The organism is Rahnella inusitata, from assembly GCF_965118895.1.
Taxonomy (GTDB): Bacteria; Pseudomonadota; Gammaproteobacteria; order Enterobacterales; family Enterobacteriaceae; genus Rahnella; species Rahnella inusitata_A.
In genome coordinates this window covers 233554-248427 of record NZ_CBCPJJ010000008.1, presented here as the reverse complement: position 1 = coordinate 248427, position 14874 = coordinate 233554, and the positions used below count along the sequence as shown (strand labels likewise).

The 14874-nt window shown below is 55.4% G+C and carries 14 protein-coding genes; 9 read left to right on the top strand and 5 right to left on the bottom strand.

Features of this window, described 5'->3' with window-relative positions:
• Positions 1-2: 2 nt before the first annotated feature.
• The 4 genes from ACMHLI_RS07030 to hemA are packed head-to-tail and all read right to left on the bottom strand — an operon-like array spanning position 3 to position 3644.
• Positions 3-392: a SirB2 family protein gene (locus tag ACMHLI_RS07030; protein ID WP_413528829.1), complete on the bottom strand. Its 390-nt coding sequence runs from the start codon at positions 390-392 to the stop codon at positions 3-5.
• A 44-nt stretch (positions 393-436) separates the two neighbouring features.
• Positions 437-1267, bottom strand: a complete 831-nt coding sequence (gene prmC, locus ACMHLI_RS07025) for a peptide chain release factor N(5)-glutamine methyltransferase (protein ID WP_413528828.1) — start codon at positions 1265-1267, stop codon at positions 437-439.
• Positions 1267-2349, bottom strand: coding sequence for a peptide chain release factor 1 (gene prfA, locus ACMHLI_RS07020; RefSeq protein WP_112167707.1), 1083 nt, complete (start codon positions 2347-2349; stop codon positions 1267-1269). The genes prmC and prfA overlap by 1 nt, the downstream gene beginning before the upstream one ends.
• 32 nt (positions 2350-2381) lie before the next feature.
• On the bottom strand, positions 2382-3644 hold the full coding sequence (gene hemA, locus ACMHLI_RS07015; protein WP_413528827.1) for a glutamyl-tRNA reductase: 1263 nt from the start codon (positions 3642-3644) through the stop codon (positions 2382-2384).
• A gap of 297 nt (positions 3645-3941) precedes the next feature.
• On the opposite strand from hemA, the gene lolB reads away from it, so the two are divergent.
• The 3 genes from lolB (at position 3942) to prs (ending at position 6575) form a co-directional block, all read left to right on the top strand.
• Positions 3942-4565 (top strand): lipoprotein insertase outer membrane protein LolB, encoded by a 624-nt coding sequence (gene lolB / locus ACMHLI_RS07010; protein ID WP_413528826.1) that lies wholly within the window; start codon positions 3942-3944, stop codon positions 4563-4565.
• Position 4566: 1 nt separating this feature from the next.
• Positions 4567-5430 (top strand): 4-(cytidine 5'-diphospho)-2-C-methyl-D-erythritol kinase, encoded by an 864-nt coding sequence (ispE, locus tag ACMHLI_RS07005; RefSeq protein WP_413528825.1) that lies wholly within the window; start codon positions 4567-4569, stop codon positions 5428-5430.
• Positions 5431-5627: 197 nt separating this feature from the next.
• Positions 5628-6575: a ribose-phosphate diphosphokinase gene (prs, locus tag ACMHLI_RS07000; RefSeq protein WP_104921955.1), complete on the top strand. Its 948-nt coding sequence runs from the start codon at positions 5628-5630 to the stop codon at positions 6573-6575.
• Between the two features lie 119 nt (positions 6576-6694).
• Here the strand turns inward: prs and ychH are convergent, their stop codons facing one another.
• Complete coding sequence (gene ychH / locus ACMHLI_RS06995; RefSeq protein WP_413528824.1) at positions 6695-6967, bottom strand: stress-induced protein YchH; 273 nt, start codon at positions 6965-6967, stop codon at positions 6695-6697.
• Between the two features lie 290 nt (positions 6968-7257).
• Here ychH and pth point away from each other — a divergent pair, with 290 nt between their 5' ends.
• The 6 genes from pth (at position 7258) to ACMHLI_RS06965 (ending at position 14855) form a co-directional block, all read left to right on the top strand.
• The gene (pth, locus tag ACMHLI_RS06990; protein ID WP_413528823.1) at positions 7258-7848 is read left to right on the top strand and encodes an aminoacyl-tRNA hydrolase; all 591 of its coding nucleotides are present in this window, start codon (positions 7258-7260) and stop codon (positions 7846-7848) included.
• 161 nt (positions 7849-8009) lie between these two features.
• Entirely contained in the window at positions 8010-8633 is a 624-nt protein-coding gene (locus ACMHLI_RS06985) for a response regulator (protein ID WP_413528822.1), read from the top strand.
• Positions 8633-10162, top strand: a complete 1530-nt coding sequence (locus ACMHLI_RS06980; RefSeq protein WP_413528821.1) for an MASE1 domain-containing protein — start codon at positions 8633-8635, stop codon at positions 10160-10162. Before ACMHLI_RS06985 ends, ACMHLI_RS06980 begins: the two co-directional genes overlap by 1 nt.
• 89 nt (positions 10163-10251) lie before the next feature.
• Positions 10252-11568, top strand: a complete 1317-nt coding sequence (gene uhpC, locus ACMHLI_RS06975; RefSeq protein ID WP_413528820.1) for an MFS transporter family glucose-6-phosphate receptor UhpC — start codon at positions 10252-10254, stop codon at positions 11566-11568.
• A 44-nt stretch (positions 11569-11612) separates the two neighbouring features.
• Complete coding sequence (locus tag ACMHLI_RS06970) at positions 11613-12653, top strand: ABC transporter substrate-binding protein (RefSeq protein WP_413528819.1); 1041 nt, start codon at positions 11613-11615, stop codon at positions 12651-12653.
• 123 nt (positions 12654-12776) lie between these two features.
• A complete protein-coding gene (locus ACMHLI_RS06965; protein WP_112167696.1) occupies positions 12777-14855 on the top strand; it encodes an ABC transporter permease in 2079 nt (692 codons plus the stop codon).
• The last annotated feature ends 19 nt before the right edge of the window (positions 14856-14874 follow it).

The window sequence follows — 14874 nt, the reverse complement described above, 5'->3', positions numbered from 1 at the left end:
AGTTATCCCAATAGCAGCGGCATTTTCGTCAGCGCCAGTTTGAGAACCAGATAGAGACAAGCCAGGGCCAGAATAAAGGCCAGCCAGCGTGTTTTCTGGCTAACGGGGCGCTTGCTCAGGGCTACAAAACCTAACGCGATGTAGATAATAACGCCGAAAAGCTTTTCGGTCAGCCAGGTTCCCTGTGGGCTGAACGGATAAAAGTGTGTGATGAAGATAAGCGAGATACCGCTTAATAACAGCAACGTGTCCACTACGTGTGGCACGACCTTCACCCAGCGTTTCTGCATCATAGCAGAACCCGCCCATTTCCAGAAAAAACGTAAAACAAACAGCGAAATACTCAGCGTAACGGTAAGCAAATGCAGATTTTTTATCCAGACGTAGATCATTGCCCGCTTCCTTGGATATTTCGAATTATTATAGGGTTAGAGGGCTACGCCCATTGCCCGAGCGTTACGCGATCGTTGTCGCCGTAATCTTTTACGGTCGATACCTGGTGATAACCGGCATCACGCAACAGCGTCTGAACGTCATTCGCCTGCTGCCAGCCGTGTTCCAGTAACAGCCAGCCGCCCTGCTGAAGATACGCCGGTGCGCTGCAAATAATATGAGCCAGATCAGCCAGACCTGCATTATCGGCAACCAGCGCACTCGCCGGTTCAAAACGCACGTCACCCTGCGCCAGATGCGGATCGGCGGCGTCGATGTAGGGCGGATTACTGGCGATAAGCGCGAAGGTTTGACCGGTAACCGGCGTGAACCAGCTGCCTTGCAGGAAATGTGCATTAGGGATGGTGAGCTTTTGCGCATTATGTTGCGCCAGCCTGACCGCGGCGGGTTGCAGGTCAATGCCTGTTATCTGGCAGTCCGGACGCTCGCTGGCAATCGCCAGAGCAATCGCGCCGGTGCCGGTGCCTAAATCCAGGACCCGAACCGGTTCCTGAGGCAGGCGCGCAAGCGCCTGTTCCACCAGACATTCGGTATCAGGGCGGGGAATCAGTGTGGCGGGAGAAACCGAGAGCGGCAGCGACCAGAATTCGCGCTCGCCGGTCAGATAAGCAACCGGCTCACCCTGCTCGCGTCGCACCAGCAGAGTCTCGAGCTGTTGACGTTGCTCAGGCGTAAGCGCCGTTTCGCCAAACGCCATAATGAAAGTTCTTGCCCGGCCGGTCACAAAACCGAGCAAGATTTCAGCATCACGCTTCGGGCTTTCGCCCCCGGCCAGACGCGCGGTGGCGTCACGCAGCCAGTGCTGAAAATCCATTAGTCCTGCTCGGAAAGCGCAGCAAGCTGATCGGCCTGATATTCCTGCACGATCGGCTGAATGAGTGCATCCAGTTTGCCTTCCATCACTTCATCCAGACGGTAAATCGTCAGGTTGATGCGATGATCGGTCACGCGCCCCTGCGGGAAGTTGTAGGTACGGTTACGGTCAGAGCGGTCACCGGTGCCCAGCAGGTTACGGCGCGTCGAGGCTTCTTCGGCATGACGTTTGGCCACTTCGGCGGCACGGATACGCGCACCCAGCACGGACAATGCTTTGGCTTTGTTCTTGTGCTGTGAACGCTCATCCTGACATTCCACCACGATACCGGTAGGAATGTGCGTAATACGGATGGCGGAGTCGGTGGTGTTAACGTGCTGACCGCCCGCGCCCGAGGAACGGAAGGTATCGATGCGCAAATCACCGGCGTTAATTTCCGGCATTTCGGCTTCAGGAATTTCTGGCATTACCGCCACGGTACAGGCGGAAGTATGAATGCGCCCCTGAGATTCGGTTTCAGGCACTCGCTGAACGCGGTGTCCGCCCGACTCAAATTTGAACTGGCCGTAAGCGCCCTCGCCGATCACTTTGGCAATCACTTCTTTATAGCCGCCGTGCTCACCTTCGCTGGCGCTCACAATTTCCACCCGCCAGCGACGCATTTCGGCGTAACGGCTGTACATGCGGAATAAATCACCGGCAAAAATCGCCGCTTCATCGCCACCGGTTCCGGCACGGATTTCAAGGAAACAGCCGCGTTCATCGTCAGGATCTTTCGGCAGCAGGAGAAGCTGTAATTTTTCTTCCAGCTCTTCGATGGTGGCTTTGCAGTCTTTGATTTCGTCCTGCGCCATTTCGCGCATCTCGGGATCGTCGAGCATCATTTCGGCAGTTTCTAAATCTTCCTGCGCCTGGCGCCAGGCCAGAAAGCACTCAGAAACGGCGGTTAACTGGGAGTACTCGCGGGACAGACCGCGAAATTTGTCCTGATCGGCAATAACGCTGGCGTCGCCGAGCATCGCCTGCACTTCTTCGTGGCGCTCTTGTAACGCTTCCAGTTTGGCAACAATAGAAGGCTTCATGCGTGGTGTTTAACCCTGTGAGAAAAGAGGAACTATTGCTGACCCAGCCCGAGGCTGTCGCGTAAAATTTGCAAACGCTCCACATCACCGTCGCTGGCTGCCTGTTGCAGAGAACGGGTTGGCGCGTGAATAAGGCGGTTTGTCAATTTGTGGGCTAATTCATGGATCACCGCTTCGACGTCAGCGCCCTGCGCAATAGCTGCGATGGCTTTGGCTTCTGCGTCGGCGCGAATAATATCAGCACGCGAGCGATAATCACGAATAATTTCAACGGCTCCCTGCGAGCGCAGCCAGGCCATGAAGTTGGAGCTCTCCTGCTCAACGATAGTTTCCGCCTGGATAGCAGCGGCTTTGCGTTGGGCAAGATTGTTCTGAATGATGCTGTGCAGGTCATCAACGCTGTACAGATAGGCGTTGGCCAGTTTGCCGACTTCCGGCTCAATATCGCGCGGAACGGCGATATCCACCATCAGCATTGGCTGGTTACGACGGGCTTTCAGTGCGCGTTCCACCATACCTTTACCGATGATCGGCAGCGGACTGGCGGTCGAACTGATAATGATGTCAGCTTCAGCCAGACGGGAATCGATATCCTGCAGGCTGATCACTTCTGCGTTCACTTCGCTCGCCAGCGCCTGCGCACGTTCGCGGGTACGGTTGGCAATCATCATATGACGGACGTTATGCTGATGCAGATGACGCGCCACCAGTTCAATGGTTTCACCCGCACCGACCAGCAGCACGCTGACGTCTGACAGGGATTCAAAAATCTGGCGCGCCAGCGTACAGGCGGCAAACGCAACGGAAACGGCACTCGCACCGATATCCGTTTCAGTACGCACCCGTTTTGCGACGGAGAAAGATTTCTGGAACAGTCGCTCCAGCTCACCGGATACCGCCTGACCATTTTGAGATTCGGCAAAGGCCTTTTTGACCTGCCCGAGAATTTGCGGCTCGCCGAGCACCAGCGAATCCAGCCCGCTGGCGACACGCATCAGATGGCTGACCGCTTCATTCCCGTGGTGCCAGTACAAGCTTTTGCGCACTTCATCTTCACTGAGATGATGATAGTCGCACAACCATTTCACCAGTTGATCCTGCAGATTGCCTTGCTGTTCAACGCTGAGGTACAGCTCAGTGCGGTTGCACGTAGACAACACCACGCCGCCCTGCACCAGCGGTTGCTGGAGCAGACTGGAGAGCGCCTGGTCGAGTGTCTCGGGCGAAAAGGTTACCCGTTCCCGCAGAGACACCGGGGCCGTTTTGTGGTTGATACCTAATGCAAGCAGGGTCATATGGGAAGCGGTTATCGGCTTATACTTTATAATAGTATGGGTTTACGTCTGCTGCGCATTCTACAAGATGCGCGAGATCAATAAAAGGCGTACAGCACCAACAGTTAAATCCAATTACAAATCAGCATTTTCCCAAAACGGCTTTATCGCCGATCATCTGCTTCGGGTTGAGAACACCCGATGCTTTGGCTGTGCTAAACTAGCGCACGCCGAATTTGTCCTGGCACCTTTTGGTTTATTGAGACATTTTGTTGACCAAAACTACATTCCGCCATCGCACAAAGGATTTAATCTGTTATGCCAATGCGTAAAGCCCATTTTGTTCGCCTTCTTCCTCTTGCAAGCTTAGTGCTTGCCGCGTGTTCTTTTAATACGCCGAAAGGCCCGGCGACCAGCCCGACGTCTGCGCAATGGCGTGAACACGAAGCTCAGGTCAAACAGCTTGACCACTATCAGACCCGCGGCTCTTTCGCTTACCTTTCCGATAAACAGAAAGTCTATGCCCGCTTCTTCTGGCAACAATATTCCCGCGACAGCTACCGTTTATTGCTGACTAATCCGCTCGGCAGCACCGAAATGGAGCTGAAAGTGCAAAGCGGCGTGGCGCAGCTGACGAATAATGAAGGCAAGCACTACACCAGCGACAATCCTGACGACATGATCCAAAAGCTGACCGGTATGTCGATCCCTTTGGATAATTTGCGTTTGTGGATGCTTGGCCTGCCGGGTGATGGCACTGATTTCACACTCGACAGCCAGTACCGCCTGTCTCAGGTGAAATTCACCCAGAATGGCAAACCGGGCACCGTGGTTTATCAAAGCTACGATGACGATGCAAAACCTTCCCTGCCGCAGCGTCTGGAAATGACCCAGGGCGAACAACGCATCAAACTGAAAATGGATAACTGGACGCTTAACTGAGATGACGCAGCAATTGTGGCCGTCTCCGGCTAAACTCAATTTGTTCCTCTATATCACCGGGCAGCGTCCGAACGGCTATCACGACTTGCAGACGTTGTTTCAGTTTGTAGATTACGGCGACAGCCTGAGTTTTACCGTGCGTGATGACGGCGCGATCGTGCTGACCACGCCAACGGAAGGCGTGGCGGATGACGAGAATCTGGTTATCCGCGCCGCGCGTCTGTTGCAGTCACACGCGGGCGTCTCTCCGGGCGTGGAGATTTCCCTGCAAAAACGTATTCCGATGGGCGGCGGTTTGGGTGGCGGTTCGTCTAATGCGGCGACCGTGCTCATCGCGCTCAATACGTTATGGAATTGTGGCTACTCTGATACCGAACTGGCGCAGCTGGGTATCCAGCTTGGTGCCGACGTGCCCGTTTTTGTGATGGGTCATGCGGCCTTCGCTGAAGGCATCGGCGAGATTTTGCAACCGGTGACACCGCAGGAAAAATGGTTTCTGATTGCCCATCCCGGCGTGAGTATTCCGACCCCGGTGATTTTCGGTGATCCTCAACTGACCAGAAATACACCAAAACGCACTGTTAATGTGCTTTTGAACACGCCTTACGCAAATGATTGCGAACCGATTGCGAGAAAACGATTTTACGAGGTTGAACAGCTACTTTCTTGGCTGTTAGAATACGCGCCGTCAAGACTGACTGGGACAGGGGCTTGTGTGTTTGCCGAATTCGACACCGAATCTGCTGCCCGTCACGTTTTAGACAAAGCCCCATCGTGGATGCGGGGTTTTGTCGCGAAAGGCGTTAACATTTCGCCCTTGCACCGTTTTCGTGAAACCTGGTTGAGGGATGCGGGCAAAGCGTAGAGCGTCACAGCGGTTTTGTGTCTGTTCTTTGCCAGCTACTTGCTACAACTCATTCACAAAGAGTTTTGTTTTAAGATTCAAGATTTAAAGTTTTAAAGATTTTTATTTTCTCGTGAGCATAATGCTTTGGTACCGCTCACCGCCCGGTGGTGCCAAAAGCCAATGTCTTCCCTGGACGCAAGCCTGAGGTTCTTCTCGTGCCTGATATGAAGCTTTTTGCTGGTAACGCCACCCCGGAACTAGCACAACGTATTGCCAACCGTTTATACACCAGCCTTGGTGACGCCGCCGTCAGTCGTTTCAGTGACGGTGAAGTAAGTGTGCAAATCAACGAAAATGTACGTGGCGGAGATATTTTCATTATCCAGTCCACCTGCGCGCCTACTAACGATAACCTGATGGAACTGGTCGTGATGGTTGATGCCTTACGCCGCGCATCCGCCGGTCGTATCACCGCCGTTATTCCTTACTTCGGCTACGCACGTCAGGATCGCCGGGTTCGTTCAGCCCGTGTCCCTATCACCGCGAAAGTGGTGGCTGATTTCCTCTCCAGCGTTGGCGTTGACCGCGTTCTGACCGTGGATCTTCACGCAGAACAAATTCAGGGCTTCTTCGATGTGCCTGTAGACAATGTGTTCGGCAGCCCAATCCTGCTCGAAGACATGCTGCAACAAAACCTGGAAAACCCAATCGTGGTTTCTCCGGACATCGGTGGCGTTGTCCGCGCCCGTGCCGTCGCTAAACTCCTCAACGATACCGACATGGCCATCATCGACAAACGTCGCCCACGCGCAAACGTTTCTCAGGTGATGCACATTATCGGTGACGTCGCTGGCCGTGATTGCGTTCTGGTTGATGACATGATCGATACCGGTGGCACGCTGTGTAAAGCGGCTGAAGCACTGAAAGAACGCGGTGCGAAGCGCGTATTTGCCTATGCAACTCACCCGATCTTCTCCGGCAATGCAGTGGAAAACATCCGTAACTCCGTTATCGACGAAGTGATCGTATGCGACACCATCCCGCTATCCGCGGAAATTCGTGCGCTGAAGAAAGTCCGTACCCTGACGCTGTCAGGTATGCTGGCTGAGGCTATCCGCCGCATCAGTAACGAAGAATCCATTTCTGCAATGTTCGAGCATTAATCATCACGCCCCTGTTTTCAGGGGCGTTTTGTTTTAAATGTTTTGATTCATCAGAAATGCAAAAAAACCGTTGTGGCGTGAGCGACAACGGTTTTTTTATATCCAGCCTTCAGGCTAAATCAGGAGTGGCGATGAGACTTACTGCAACGTGAGTCGTAATGACGTACCCACCAGTAGCGATCTGCTACACGTTCGCGGCCACCGACTCTCGCACCGGTCAGCCATAAAATCGCACCGATAAAGATGCTGCCGATCGCGCCGTGCGCCAGGAACTGTGGAAGCCCGAGCTCAGGCAGTTGATTTAAAATGGAATAACCAACGCCACCGACCATTGTGAGCAAACCGAGACCCATCAGGGCATTGCCCAGTCTTGTTGCGGTTTTACGTTTCATATGTCACCTCCAGATAGCGTTCATTTAGCATCATTGCTGTCTTGTCTTTTCCTGCCTTAACTATAGACGTCCCAACCGGTTCACTTTGCGGCAACGATCACATTCAAAGAACAATGAGTGACAAAACTTTACGTTTTCCAGACATATACATTCGTAGGGTGAATAGTTATCCGTTGGCATTATTCATTTTCGACACTATCTGCGGCTTTTCCCCCGCCCTTTATTTGGCATGGCACTGACAGGCAGGTAAACTGTGCGCCTAAACCTCACCAGATGAAGAAGCGAAAACCGTGAGCAGCATTAAATTAATTGTCGGGCTGGCCAATCCCGGTGCCGAATATGCCCAAACCCGTCACAATGCGGGTGCCTGGTATGTCGACCTCCTCGCCCGCCAGCACAATCAGCAGTTGAAAGAAGAAAGTAAATTTTTCGGTTATACCGCGCGGCTGTCTCTGGCCGGTGAGGACGTTCGTCTGCTGGTGCCGACCACCTTTATGAACCTCAGCGGAAAAGCGGTGCTGGCGATGGCACAGTTCTATCGCATTGAGCCGGAAGAAATTCTGGTCGCCCACGACGATCTGGATATTCCTCCGGGGCTGGCGAAAATCAAACTTGGCGGCGGCAACGGCGGCCACAATGGTCTGAAAGATATTCAAAGCAAATTCGGCAATAATCCGAACTTCTACCGTCTGCGCATCGGCATTGGTCATCCGGGCGATAAAAGCAAAGTGGTGGGATTTGTGCTCGGCAAGCCGCCGGCCAATGAACAAAAGCTGATTGACGATGCGATCGACGAAGCACTGCGTTGCACCGAACTGCTGATGAAAGAAGGCCTGGAAAAAACCATGCGCCGCCTGCACAGCTTCAAAGCCGAACTGTAAGACATTCTGCCAGGGTGCGGGAATTCCCCGCGCCCTTTCCTTTCCCTCCTCCCGCCGTAACTCAAATTCCGTTACCTGCCCTGCAATTCCTCACGGCTTTGTTGCCAACTGCAACTATTCATGAGCATTATGCGAATCTCATTTACATTCAGTTACGCCTAATGATTAACGTTGCTTTGATTGATGACCACGTTGTGGTTCGTTCCGGTTTTGCCCAGCTGCTCGGCCTTGAGCCGGATATCCAGATTGTCGGCCAGTATGCTTCGGCGGCGAACGCCTGGTCGTCGCTGCTAAAAATGAACATTGACGTGGCGGTGATGGATATCGCCATGCCCGACGAAAGCGGACTGAGCCTGCTTGCGCGCCTACGGCATCAGCGGCCTGATTTTCGCGCCATTATTTTGAGCATTTACGACACCACGGCATTCGTGCAAAGCGCGCTCGACGCCGGTGCCGGCGGCTATCTCACCAAGCGTTGCGGCCCGGAAGAGCTGGTACAGGCAGTGCGAACGGTTCACGCCGGTGGCCGTTATCTCTGTTCAGATGCCCTGCTGGCATTGCGCCAGAGCCAGCAAACACCGAAAGCGCTACAGGCGCTGACGCCGCGCGAACGCGAGATTTTCGACTTGCTGGTCAACGGGCTGAGCGTGAAGGCAATCGCCGAACAGCTCGAACTCAGCCATAAAACTGTGCATGTCCACCGTGCCAATATCCTCGGCAAACTTCAGTGCGAAACCACCATCGAACTGGTGCATTTCGCCATTTTGCATAACCTGCTCGCCTGATGCGCAGATTTGGCCTGACGCTGTTTCTCGCCATTTTCTACAGCCTGTGCTGGCTGGCGCTGTGGTCGATCAGTTTTTACCTCACGCAAAACGGTCAGCAGGCAATGCTGCTTCTGCCGCAGGGCTTTCGCCTGGCGCTGATGACGCTGCTTTCACGCCGTTACTGGCCGGCGATGCTGGCGTCAGAACTCGGCATTGCCCTCTGGCTGCACAGCGAACAATTGCAGACCCACTGGATTATTCTGCTTTCGCCGTTCCTGAGCCTGATCCCCGCCGCGCTGGTGCAGCATTTCTGGCGGCGATTTACCCTCTACTGGCAACGACTTTTGCTGTTGCTCGGCGCCGTGGCAGGCAACAGCCTGTTGCAGATGGCAATGCCAGGCCTGTGGCTGAATTCGCCACTAAGCCAGACGCTGCTCGCTTCGTTCACCGGCGGCATTCTGCTGACGCCTTTTATCTATCTGATTTATGAATACCTCAAGCAGCAACATCTGCAAAACCTGCTTGCGCAGGAGATCCCCGATCCGCCGCTGCGCACTTCCCTGCTGATCTGGTGTTCGCTGTTTTTCGCCCTCGCCGTCTGTCTGCAAATGACGCTGGCACCCGAAGTGGAAAGGCTGCTGATCATTCTGGTCTTCCTGCCCAACGTGGTGATGGCCTATGCCTTTGGCTGGCAAGGCGGCGTGCTGGCGGCGGTGCTGGGCAGCCTGATGATCACCGTGACCCGCCAGATGAGCGGCGCGTTTCACGATCTGCTGGAGCTGGAACTGTTTCTCTCGACGCAGGCGCTGCTCGGCATCGGGCTTGGGATCGCCATCAGCCGTCAGCAACAGCTGGCATCGCATCTCAATCGCTACCGGTTACAGCTGGAGCAGGAACTCCACACCCGCCGCCAGCTGACCGAACGGCTGGTGCATACCGAGGAAGCCGTGCGCAAAGAAATCGCCCGCGAGTTGCACGATGAAATCGGCCAGAATATTACCGCGATTCAGATCCAGGCGATGCTGGTCGACCGCAGCCCGCACGGTGATGCCACGCACGCGGCCGCAAAGCAGATCGGCGAACTTTCCCAGCGTATTCACCACACCACGCGGCAACTGTTGCGCCAGCTCCGTCCGCCGGTGCTGGATGAGATGGCGCTCGATAAAGCCCTGCATCATCTGGCCGGTGAATTTGCCTTCGCGCAGCAGGGGATCGATTTTCAGCTCGACTACCGGCTGCCGGGGGTGCCAACCGACGATACCCTGATTTTCACGCTGTACCGCCTGGTGCAGGAGTTGCTCAACAACATCAACAAGCACGCCGGAGCCACCGAGGTACGCGTCAGCCTGACAGAGCAACATAACATGCTGGTGCTGGACGTCTGCGACAACGGCATCGGCTTCACTCAGCCGGTGAAAGAAGGCTTCGGGCTGCGCGGAATTGAAGAACGGGTCCGGGCACTCGGCGGCGAATGGCTGCTCAGCCAGCAGGATGGCACCCGCATAATTGTTAAGTTGCCCACAGATTTGCAAAGAACACCGCCCTGACTAGGAATAATTCCTAGTCATCTAAAACCTTGTCTCATCCGCCCGACAAAACACCCGCCTACACTCGCCTCAATACGTTGGAGAACACCATGACCGCAACGCCGTTATCCGCCGCTGATGTGGATAAAAACTACCGTTACTGGCGCGTGCATTTATTGCTGTCGATGGTTATCGGTTACGCCGCGTTCTATCTCACCCGCCGGAGCGTCACCTTCGCGATGCCGGTGATGCAGCTGGAACTGGGACTGACCAAAGGCGATATCGGCCTGCTCGGCACGCTGTTTTATCTGGCCTACGGCGGCTCGAAATTTATCTCGGGGATCTACAGCGACCGTACCGGAGCCCGCTGGTTTATGGGCGTCGGATTACTGATGACCGGCGTGCTGAATATTCTGTTCGCCTTTTGTCATTCGCTGACCGCGCTGCTGATCGTGTGGACGCTGAACGGATTCTTTCAGGGCTGGGGCTGGCCGCCGTGCGCCAGATTGCTGACGCACTGGTATTCGCGCAACGAACGCGGCTTCTGGTGGGGCTGCTGGAATACGTCGATCAACATCGGCGGTGCGGCGGTTCCGCTGCTGTCAGGATTACTGGCGGCGACGTGGGGCTGGCAGGCGGCCTTGCTGGTGCCAGGCGCGGTGGGAATTGTCCTCGGATTGTGGCTGTGTCGCCAGTTATGCGGCACACCGCAGCAGGAAGGCTTACCGACCGTAGGCGAATGGCGCCGTGACCCGCTGGAACTGCGGCAGGAACAGCAAAGCCCGCCGATGGGCATGATGCAGATTTTGCGCCAGACAATTTTGCAGAACCGGACGATCTGGCTGCTCGGTGTCTCATACGTGCTGGTGTACCTGATCCGCATTGCGCTCAATGACTGGGGCAATATCTGGCTGGCGGAGAATCACGGCGTCAATTTGCTCAGTGCAAACGCGACACTGTCACTTTTCGAACTCGGCGGTTTGCTCGGCGCCCTGTTCGCCGGCTGGGGCTCTGACCTGCTGTTTCGCGGGCAGCGCGCGCCAATGATTTTACTGTTTTCTCTGGGGCTGTTTCTGACCGTCACCGCCCTGTGGCTGGCACCGGTGCATCACTTCGGGCTTCTGGCGCTGAGTTTCTTCAGCATCGGATTTTTTGTTTTCGGCCCGCAAATGCTGATAGGCCTTGCGGCCACGGAATATTCACACAAAGACGCGGCGGGTACGGTGACCGGATTCCTCGGCCTGTTCGCCTACCTCGGCGCAGCGCTGGCCGGGTGGCCACTGGCCGTGGTGATGCAACACTACGGCTGGTCGGGATTTTTTGCCGTACTGACGATGGCTTCGGCCTTCGTCGGGCTGCTGCTGATGCCGATGATGATGGCCGGGATCAGTAAACGCGAATTACAGTCCGCTCCGCCGGACAACTGACAAGGTTCTCTGTCCTGCAACATAACAAGAAAAAGGTAAACACCATGAAATCTAAACTCACCTACTCCCTCCTCGCCGCGGCCGTTGCCATGACCGCATTCACCGGTGCCGCACAGGCCAAAGGTCGTCTGGTGGTCTATTGCAGCGCCACCAACGCCATGTGTGAAGAAGAAACCAAAGCCTTCGGCGAGAAGTATGACGTCAAAACCTCATTCATCCGCAACGGCTCCGGCAGCACGCTGGCGAAAGTCGAAGCGGAGAAGAAAAACCCGCAGGCTGACGTCTGGTACGGCGGGACCTTAGATCCTCAGTCGCAGGCCGGTGAGATGGATCTGTTGCAGGCGTACAAATCTCCAAACCTCGCGCAAATCATGCCGAACTTCCAGGATCCGGCCAAACGCAAAGGTAACTACTCCTCCGCCGTGTATATCGGCATTCTGGGCGTCGGCGTGAACACTAATCGCCTGAAAGAGAAAAACCTGCCCGAACCGAAATGCTGGAAAGACCTGACCAACCCAATCTACAAAGGCGAGATTCAGATTGCCGATCCGCAAAGTTCCGGCACCGCCTACACTGCGCTTGCCACCTTCGCGCAACTGTGGGGCGAAGATCAGGCTTTTGATTACCTGAAAAAGCTCAACACCAACATTTCTCAATACACAAAATCCGGCATCGCCCCGGCCCGTAACGCTGCGCGTGGCGAAACCGCCATTGGCATCGGCTTCCTGCACGATTACGCTCAGGAAAAAGAGAGTGGCGCACCGCTGAAACTGATTTCCCCGTGCGAAGGCTCCGGCTATGAAATCGGCGGCGTCAGTATTTTGAAAGGCGCGCGCAATCTGGATAACGCCAAACTGTTTGTCGACTGGGCCCTGTCTAAAGACGCGCAGGAACTGGCGTGGAAGAAAGGCCAGTCCTATCAGATCCTGACCAACACCACCGCAGAAACGTCGCCGAATTCACTGAAAATGAGCGACCTGAAACTCATCAACTACGACATGGACAAGTACGGCGCGTCCGATATGCGTAAAGAACTGATCACCAAATGGGTTAACGAAGTGAAGATGGGCAAAGAGACCCAGTAAAAGCCCACGTAAGTTATTGATATGGCCTTACTCCCTCCCCTGCGAAGGGGAGGGAGTTGCCGGGCTTTCTCATTGAGCATTATTTATCGCCAACACCTTTTTCTAACTTAATAAGGGGACGCTATGTCTCATTCACTAACCCTGCCTGACACCCGACGCCGTGACCCGGTTTTCGGTTGGCTGGGGCTGATTCTGGCGGCTTTTGTGCTGCTGCCGTCGTGGAGCCTGGACTACGGTCTGCTCGAATCCACTTCGGATGAAATCCTTGCCGCCTACGGCTGGTCCGGGCTGAACCTCAGCCTGCTGTGGCTGATCTTGCCGATGGCTCTGCTGTTCCGCCCGCGTTACGCGCAGCGGCTGGAAGCCCGTCGCCGTCATCAGTTTGATGCCGCCTGGTCGGTGTTCTGCGCGCTTTTTATGATTGTCAGCGCCACGCTGATAGGTCGCGGTCTGGGCTACGGCAGCATTCTGATGTTTATCGCGCTCGGCGCGATTTGCTCACTGGCGCTTTCACGACTGGAATGGCTGGGCGGCGACCGCTTCGTGCTCGGCTCGCTCATCTGCATCATCGCGCTGATCGCCGTCTTCATCATTTATCCAAGTATTGCGATTTTCATTCCGATGTTCACCAACGACACCGGTGATTTCGCACCGCTGGCGTTTATGGCAGTGCTCGGCCAGTCGCATATTTTGCAGGTGATCTGGAACTCGTTCCTGCTCTCGGTCGCCGTCGGTATCGGCTGTACTTTCTTCGGGCTGGTGCTGGCGATTTACACCACGCGCATCGCCAAACGGTCAGCGGTGATTGGTCGTATTTTCTCGATTCTGCCGATCGTCACCCCGCCGTTTATTGTTGGCCTCGGCGTGACGCTGATGATGGGCCGCTCCGGTTATCTCACCGAGTTTATGGCGGACTGGTTTGGGCTGACCAACACCAACTGGCTGTATGGATTTACCGGCATCTGGCTGGCGCAGGTTCTGGCGTTCACGCCGATGGCGTTTATGATCCTCGACGGCGCAATCAAAACGATTCATCCGTCGCTGGAAGAAGCGTCGTACACCCTGCGCGCCAGCCGCTGGCAGACCTTCCACCGCGTCTTCCTGCCGCTGCTCAAACCGGCACTGGCCAACGCGTTTTTGATCGTCATCGTTCAGTCGCTGGCAGATTTCAGTAACCCGCTGGTGCTCGGTGGCAATTTCGACGTACTCGCCACGCAAATTTACTTCTACATCACCGGCGCGCAGCTGGACTATCAGGCCGCCAGTACGCTCGGCGTGATCTTACTGGTGTTCTCGTTGCTGGTGTTCTGCGTGCAGTACATGTGGATCGGCAAACGCTCCTACGTCACCATTTCCGGCAAAACTTCACGCGGCGACGTTCAGCCGCTGCCGGTGACGCTGGTGTGGGGCGTGACCGCGTTGCTGGCGGTGTGGGTGGCGTTCAACGCCCTGCTTTACGGCAGCATTTTCTACGGCAGTTTCACCGTCAACTGGGGCGTGGATTACACGCTGACCTTCGCCAACTTCACCAAACTGTTTGGTCAGGGCTTCTCCGACGGCGCATGGCCTTCGCTGCTTGATACCTTGCTCTACGCGGGAATAGCCGCACCGATCACCGCGCTGTTCGGCCTGCTGATTGCCTACATCGTGGTGCGTCAGCAGTTTCGTGGCAAAAAAACCATCGAGTTCAGCACCATGCTGTGCTTTGCGGTGCCGGGCACGGTCGCCGGGATCTCCTACATTCTGGCCTTTAACAGTGCGCCGGTTTACCTGACCGGGACAGCGGCGATTGTCATTATTTCGATGGTGATGCGTAACGTGCCGGTGGGTATCCGCGCGGGTATTGCCGGGCTCGGGCAACTGGATAAATCGCTGGATGAAGCCTCACTCAGCCTGCGTGCCGGATCCATGCGTACGGTGATGTACATCCTTCTGCCGCTGCTGCGACCGGCCATTCTTTCGGCGCTGATTTACAGCTTCGTGCGCGCCATCACCACCGTCAGCGCCATCGTGTTTCTGGTCACGCCGGATACCCGTGTCGCCACCGCCTACATCCTCAACCGCGTGGAAGACGGCGAATACGGCGTGGCCATTGCTTACGGCTCAATCCTCATCGTCGTGATGCTGGCGATCATTTTCATCTTTGACTATCTGGTTGGCGAAGCGCGTATTTCCCGCTCAAAAGCCAAAACCGGCCAATAATTCTGGAGTGCTTTGACAT